Source organism: Cobetia crustatorum (genome assembly GCF_000591415.1).
Taxonomy (GTDB): Bacteria; Pseudomonadota; Gammaproteobacteria; order Pseudomonadales; family Halomonadaceae; genus Cobetia; species Cobetia crustatorum.
The window spans coordinates 1-7379 of the sequence record NZ_JEMF01000068.1 but is presented as its reverse complement, the minus strand read 5'-3'; the positions used below and the strand labels follow the sequence as shown (position 1 = coordinate 7379).

Here is a 7379-nt window from a genome sequence, read left to right as displayed (position 1 = left end):
GACACTTGGCAACGAGACAATCGAAATGTTGAGTAGCCGGATTCAGGTCATGAATAGCCCTGTCTACAGAAACGCAACACTAGCCAGGATGGTGCGCTGAGCGACAAGAGAAAATCTTGCAAAATAACGAAGGGATCATCAGAAGCACAGGCAGTATTTCAGAAGCCAAGAATCATGTGGATGATCTTGATGGTGACAAGCATCCACGATCTTTTAAATAGCAATAAATCATTAACTATCAGATAGATACACCTATTAAAAAGAAAGCGCTATCGTCGATTGTTCACGATTAATGGCGAAGGAAGCGCGTTGCGCGCATGCACAGAAGGCTCGTTAGACCACTGAGCGGAGTTAATCGAGTCTTGCGAACAAATATCGTTAGGCCGCTCAATATGCAGCGCTGATGGGCGTATTCTTCTCTGGCTGATTCAATGTGGTGCAACGCCAAAACCTATCCCAAAGTCTAGGTCTGTAAGGGCCTACCGGAGCCTTAACGTATAACGCCTCCCGACAAAGGAGGCGTTATACGTAGAGCGTTTCTTGAATGCTAGATGGCTATACACTCCGCAATGCTAAAGGTGCATTCATTCAGAAATGAGCGGTAGCGGTTCGAGGCGGTCAACGCGGTAAAGGTGCGGCACCTGTGACAGATCGCTGATCGTGCAGTCCAGATTGTTGACTCGACCATCAGACAGTCCATATACCCAGCCATGAACCTGTATTTTCTGGCCACGTTCCCAAGCACGCTGCAGGATCTTGGTGCGTGCGAGATTCTGAACCTGAGAGCGGACATTCAGTTCGCACATACGATCGACGCGCTCGCCCAGTGGCAGCCCCATGATTTCAGCGTAATGCAGGTTGTAGAGTTCTCGCACGCTGTGTAGCCAGTAATCAACGATGCCGTTATCGCCGCCGGTAATGGCGGCGCGTACGCCTCCGCAACCGTAATGGCCGACGATCATGATGTGCTCAACCTTAAGGACATCGACGGCGTACTGAATCACTGACAGCGCATTCATGTCATTGTAGTGAATCAGGTTGGCGACATTGCGATGAACAAAGACCTCGCCCGGCGGAAGGTCGATGATCTGGTTAGCGGGTACACGGGAGTCCGAGCAGCCAATCCATAAATAGTCCGGATTCTGCTGATTAGAGAGGCGCTTGAAGAACTCGGGGTCACGCTCGGTCATGGACTCAGCCCAGACCTTGTTTTGCTCCAGCAGTTTTTCGATATTGCTCATGGCAGAGAGACCACTTTTTTCAGGATGACGGGGCAGGGGAACAGTCTTGTACAGAGGCTCTTTGTTCGTAGCGCCGATTGAAGCTGCGCAGAGCGAGGCAAACAGCCACTTTTAATGGCATGTTGTAACTTTTGTCTAACATGCTCCTCTAGTGTTTTTACCGTGCGATGACCCATAGGGTCAACCTGCGGCGTCAAGGGCGAGTAACAGTTACCCCGGCCACGGGACTCCCGAGGGCGCTGGAGTCCTGATACCATGTCGGCAATTTACCAAGGAGATTCCCGTGTCCGATAAGACTACTCAGCCAGCTACAGGCAGCTTTGACTTCGATTTATTCGTCATTGGCGCCGGTTCCGGTGGCGTTCGCGCTGCGCGTACCGCTGCTGCCACCGGCGCGCGCGTCGCTGTCGCAGAAGACCGTTATCTTGGCGGCACCTGCGTCAACGTGGGTTGTGTACCGAAGAAGCTCTATTCCTACGCTGCGCACTATCATGACAGCTTCAAGGACAGTGCTGGTTTTGGCTGGAATCTCGACGAAGCACCGCGCTTTGATTGGGCGACGTTGCGGGATCGCAAGACTGCCGAAATTTCACGCCTCAACGGCATTTACCGCAACATGCTCAACAATTCCGGCACCACGCTGATTGAAGGACGTGCCACCATTGCGGATGCCCACACTGTAGTCGTCAATGGCGAGCAGCACACCGCCGCCAAGATTCTGATCGCGACGGGTGGCTGGCCGTTTCTGCCGGACTTCCCTGGCCGCGAACATGCACTAGACTCTAATCGCATCTTCGATCTGGAAAGCTTCCCCAAGCGTTTCTTCGTCATTGGCGGAGGCTATATCTCTGTTGAGTTCGCCAGCATCTTCAATGGCCTGGGCTCCGAGACTCATCTCAGCTATCGCGGCGACCTGTTCCTGCGTGGCTTTGACAACGAAGTGCGTGAATTCACGCGTGACGAGATGGCCAAGAAGGGCGTCAACCTGCACTTCAATACCACGGTCACGTCCATCGACAAGCAAGGTGATGTCTATCACGTGCTACTCAATGACGGTACTCAGCTTGAAGTGGACTGCATTCTGGCCGCGACCGGTCGCAAACCGAATATCGATGGTCTTGGCCTTGAAAATGTCGATGTGGCCCTGAATGTCGATGGCACCGTGCGCGTCAACGAACGCTTCGAAACGACAACGCCGTCCATCCTGGCGCTGGGCGACATCATCGGTGGGCCAGAATTGACACCGGTCGCCTTGGAAGAAGCCATGCATCTGGTGCGCGCGCACTTTGGTGATGGTGTTGTCGGTGGTCTGGATTACACCACTATCGCTACCGCGGTGTTCTGCCACCCCAACATCGGTACCGTTGGATTGAGCGAGGAAGAGGCACGCACCACCTTCGACAGCATTCGCGTCTATACCGCTGACTTCCGTCCGCTCAAGCACACCCTGTCAGGCAGCGACGAGCGTAGCCTGATGAAGCTGATCGTAGACGATGCAACCGACAAGGTTGTTGGCGTTCATATGGTCGGAGACGAGGCTGGTGAAATAATGCAGGGCATCGGTATCGCGGTGCGCGCAGGGCTGACCAAGACTCAGTTTGACCTGACGGTCGGCATTCATCCGACAGCAGCGGAAGAGTTCGTCACCATGCGTAGCGTCACACGCACCTGATGACGACGCGACGCATGGTTTAAATGACCGTCTTGAGACGGAGCTAACGCTCGAGACAGCCTCACATGAAGTTACAAAAAGCGCCTCACGACGATGTCGGGAGGCGCTTTTTTGTGCCTCTATTCAGTGGGACTTGTAAGTAACGTGACTCCCTCTTGCAAGCAAGCTTAAATCACGAATCACCACATGACGTACGAATGAATAAGGCAAATAAAGCGAAGTTTTCTATTACGCCGATACACTGTGGAAGTAGCCTTCTCACATGTTTCTGCCAGCACATACATCTTTCGTAGCATAAAGCATTTCAGGCCCGTACCAGAGAGATCAGCTATGCTAGTCTGCACCTAGCGTCATGCACCTCAAGTTACTGAAATATCAACCTTGTCCTAGGTAAGTGACCGCTTCTCAGCCATTTTTACCGCTGCATGAGCAAGCAGGTACGGATTTCGTGCCAGGTGCAAGACAGTAAGACCAATAACAAGCCAGCAAAGGGAGTTACAACATGACCATGATCAAGAAGTCGTTGACAGTAGCGGTCGCGGCCGCAGGTCTTGGCCTGATGGGGATCGCTGGAGGCGCAAATGCCGCTGAACAGACCTTCGTCACCATTGGCACCGGCGGTGTAACAGGCGTTTACTATCCGGCCGGTGGCGCGATCTGCCGTCTGGTCAATCGTGGCAAAGCGGAACACGGCATTCGTTGTAGCGTCGAGTCTACCGGTGGCTCCGGCTACAACTTGAACAGCATCCGTACCGGCGAACTGGACATGGGCGTTGCCCAGTCTGACGCGCATTACAATGCCTACGAAGGCGAGGGTGACTTTGCTGATTTCGGTCCTAACAAAGATCTGCGCTCTCTGTTCTCGCTACACCCGGAACCGTTCACTGTCGTAGCTCGCAAGGACAGCGGTGTGACCGAGTTCGATCAGCTGGAAGGCAAGCGCATGAACATCGGCAACCCGGGTTCAGGCCAGCGTTCCACCATCGACACCTTGCTGTCTTCTCAGGACAAGGACACCAGCATCTATTCAGTGGCGTCTGAACTGAAGGCATCCGAGATGTCTTCTGCTCTGTGCGACAACAAGATAGATGGCTATGTCTATGTCGTCGGCCATCCGTCCGGTTCTATCAAGGAAGCGACAACGACCTGTGACGCGAACATCGTCAATGTCACCGGTGCTGCGGTCGACAAGCTGGTAGCAGAGAAGCCCTACTTCTCCGTCGCCACCATCCCGGGCGGCATGTACCGCGGTAACGATGATGACGTCACCACCTTCGGTGTGCGCGCTACCATTGTCTCCAGCGCTGCTGTCGAAGATCGCGTGGCTTACGAAGTCGTCAAGGCAGTGTTCGACAACTTTGATCAGTTCCAGCGTCTACACCCGGCCTTCCAGGTTCTGAAGAAAGAAGAGATGGTCAGCGCATCTCTGACTGCTCCGCTGCACGATGGCGCCAAGCAATACTATAAGGAAGCTGGGCTGCTGAGCGAGTGATGCACTTGCTAATCTCAGCACTCAACACGCCTGATTGAGCTTCATCACAGGGACCGCACTCGTTGCGGTCCCTGTGCATGCGGACGACAGAGTTTGTCGCCGTGCATGATCGGGCCATGCCCGAGGCTTGAGCAGGGGAAAGAAGCCTGATTTCAGCCAATTAATGGAAACATCTGTCAAGCCGGACATACTGAAGATGTAACCAGCTTGATAAGCATGTGGTTAGGCAATGTCACTCCTGTATTGAACCGTGTCGCGCGGCTTGTACGCATGACCTCCAGATGACATTGCCGACCATCGCCTGACTCGCGTAGATCGGATCACATAAAATGACCAAAACTCAAACTGCAGCAACGTCTGAGGCGCCTGGCGCCAAGACGGACCATGATGCTGAAGTGCTGGAAATGCTGGAGTCGGAAACCGGTGGGCGTCATCCCATTGGTTTCGGACGCCACTTCATGTGGCTTGTGCCCCTGGCATGGTCATTGTTCCAGCTGTATCACGCATCGCCATTGTCCTTGCTGAACTCCGACACCGCGCGTGCCGTGCACCTTTGCTTTGCCATCTCATTGGCGTTCGTTGCCTATCCTGCTTACAAGGGTGCACCGGCCAACCGTATCCCGCTATATGATTGGGCGCTGGCGATCTTCGCAGTGGCTGGCGTTGCCTATGTCCTGATATTCAGTGATGAGCTGGCACGGCGTGCTGGCGCTTATACCACGGTAGATCTGGTGTTCTCGGGCATCGGTCTGACGTTGCTGCTGGAAGCAACACGACGTGCGCTCGGGCCACCACTGGCAGTCGTTGCCAGCGTCTTCCTGCTGTACAGCCTGTTCGGCGCTTACATGCCGGATGTCATTGCGCATGCCGGCGCTAGCCTTAACAAGCTGCTAGGGCATCAGTGGTTAACGACGGAAGGGGTCTTTGGGGTTGCGCTAGGCGTATCCACAGATTTTGTTTTCCTGTTTGTTCTATTTGGCGCCTTGCTTGAGCGTGCTGGTGCCGGTAACTACTTCATCCGCATGGCCTTCTCGATGCTGGGCCATATGCGTGGCGGGCCAGCCAAGGCAGCCGTGGTTGCTTCTGGACTTTCCGGCATCATCTCCGGGTCATCAATTGCCAACGTGGTGACAACGGGTACCTTTACCATCCCGCTGATGAAGAAAGTGGGCTTCCCTGCAAGCAAAGCCGCTGCCGTGGAAGTGGCAGCGTCGACCAACGGGCAGCTGACTCCCCCTATCATGGGTGCTGCCGCTTTCTTGATGGTCGAATATGTCGGCATTCCGTATCTTGACGTCATTCGTCATGCACTACTGCCAGCGCTGATTTCCTATATTGCCCTGATCTACATCGTTCATCTCGAAGCCTGCAAGGCGGGTATGGAAGGGCTGAAGCGGACTCACAAGGCCAGCCTGATCGCGACACTGTTTACCTTCCTGACCGTCTTTATCGGCATGAGCATCCTGACACTGGTGGTGTACTACGGTATTGGCTGGATCAAGACGATGGCCGGTGATAGCGCTGTCTATATCGTGTTGCCACTGCTGCTGGCTGCCTACGTAGGATTGATTGCTTACTCTGCTCGTTTCCCTGAGCTGGATCATGGCGACATCGATGAGCTGCCGCCTGTCGGCCCGACCGTCAAGGTAGGTCTCTACTTCCTGCTGCCTGTTGTCGTGCTGGTCTGGTGCCTGACTGTCGAACGCATGTCTCCAGGACTATCTGCCTTCTGGGCCGTCCTGTTCATGATCTTCATCACCGTCACACAGCGTCCGCTGGTCGCCATTTTCCGCAAGGAAGGTAATGTCCCAGCTGCGGTACAATTGGGCGGGGAAGATCTCTTTCATGGCTTGGTGATTGGCGCCAAGAACATGATCGGTATCGGCGTTGCCACTGCTGCGGCGGGTATTGTCGTAGGAACCGTGACATTGACGGGCCTTGGCCTGAAGATGACCGCCTTCGTCGAGTTCATCTCGGCAGGCAACCTGATCCTGATCCTGATTTTTACCGCCGTTATCAGCCTGATATTGGGTATGGGACTGCCGACCACGGCTAACTACATCGTGGTCTCGACGCTGATGGCGCCGGTTATCGTCAATTTAGGCGCAGAAAATGGCCTGATCGTGCCGTTGATCGCGGTCCATCTGTTCGTGTTCTACTTCGGGATATTGGCGGATGATACGCCACCGGTGGGGTTAGCGGCCTTTGCGGCCGCCGCAATTGCCAAGTCGGACCCTATCAAGACCGGTATCCAGGGCTTTACCTACGACATTCGTACCGCAATTCTGCCGTTCATGTTCATCTTTAACACCAATCTGTTGTTGATGAATATTGATAGCTACTGGCATCTTGCGATCACCGTGGCTTCGGCAGTGGGAGCGATGCTGGTCTTCGCGGCCGCGACGCAAGGCTACTGGCTGACCCGTACCCGCTGGTATGAAACGGTGGCCATGTTGTTGATCACCTTCACGCTGTTCCGCCCGGGGTATTGGTGGGACATGATTTACTCGCCAGTCACGCTGATTCCACCGCAGCAGATCGAAACGATGATGGCTGAGGCACCCGCCAATTCTGATCTTCGCATCCATGTCTCCGGAACCAACCTGGATGGTGACAGTGTCTCCAGAACCATGCTGTTGCCGGTGACTGATGCCGAAGGAGGCGAGGCACGTCTGAGTGATGTGGGTCTGACGCTGGATATCAGTGACGAGAAGGTCGTGGTGAGCATGGTTGAATACGGTAGTGTGGCCCAGCAGGCCGGTATCGATTTCGACTTCACCATTGATGATATTGAACAGACGGCTGAACGTCCGCCAAAAGAAATTGCCATGCTGCCTGCCATCGCACTGTTGTGGTTGATTGGTTGGCTACAGGTAAGGCGCCGTCGCCGCGAGGCGATTGCCGCCTGATAGGGTATTTGACCCTGTGGTATAAACCGTCAAGCAGTTCATGACAAAAAGCCGCCCCGGCATGC

The 7379-nt window shown here is 54.5% G+C and carries 4 protein-coding genes; 3 read left to right on the top strand and 1 reads right to left on the bottom strand.

Annotated features, from left to right (window positions below; all coding sequences use genetic code 11):
* Positions 1–584: 584 nt before the first annotated feature.
* Positions 585–1241, bottom strand: a complete 657-nt coding sequence (can, locus tag BF12_RS0113620) for a carbonate dehydratase (protein WP_024952752.1) — start codon at positions 1239–1241, stop codon at positions 585–587.
* Positions 1242–1524: 283 nt separating this feature from the next.
* Between can and gorA the strand changes: the two genes are divergently transcribed.
* From gorA to BF12_RS0113605, 3 genes are all read left to right on the top strand, one after another.
* Positions 1525–2913: a glutathione-disulfide reductase gene (gene gorA / locus BF12_RS0113615; protein ID WP_024952751.1), complete on the top strand. Its 1389-nt coding sequence runs from the start codon at positions 1525–1527 to the stop codon at positions 2911–2913.
* 508 nt (positions 2914–3421) lie between these two features.
* Positions 3422–4405 carry a TAXI family TRAP transporter solute-binding subunit gene (locus BF12_RS0113610; protein ID WP_024952750.1) on the top strand — a complete coding sequence of 328 codons (984 nt, stop codon included), beginning with the start codon at positions 3422–3424 and terminating at the stop codon, positions 4403–4405.
* A 329-nt stretch (positions 4406–4734) separates the two neighbouring features.
* Complete coding sequence (locus BF12_RS0113605; protein WP_024952749.1) at positions 4735–7314, top strand: TRAP transporter permease; 2580 nt, start codon at positions 4735–4737, stop codon at positions 7312–7314.
* Positions 7315–7379: the final 65 nt, after the last annotated feature.

What these genes read in the sequence shown, in the direction of transcription:
- can (WP_024952752.1), bottom strand. Translation starts at nt 1,241, where the DNA reads ATGAGCAATATCGAAAAACTGCTGGAGCAAAACAAGGTCTGGGCTGAG.
- BF12_RS0113610 (WP_024952750.1), top strand. Translation starts at nt 3,422, where the DNA reads ATGATCAAGAAGTCGTTGACAGTAGCGGTCGCGGCCGCAGGTCTTGGC.
- BF12_RS0113605 (WP_024952749.1), top strand. Translation starts at nt 4,735, where the DNA reads ATGACCAAAACTCAAACTGCAGCAACGTCTGAGGCGCCTGGCGCCAAG.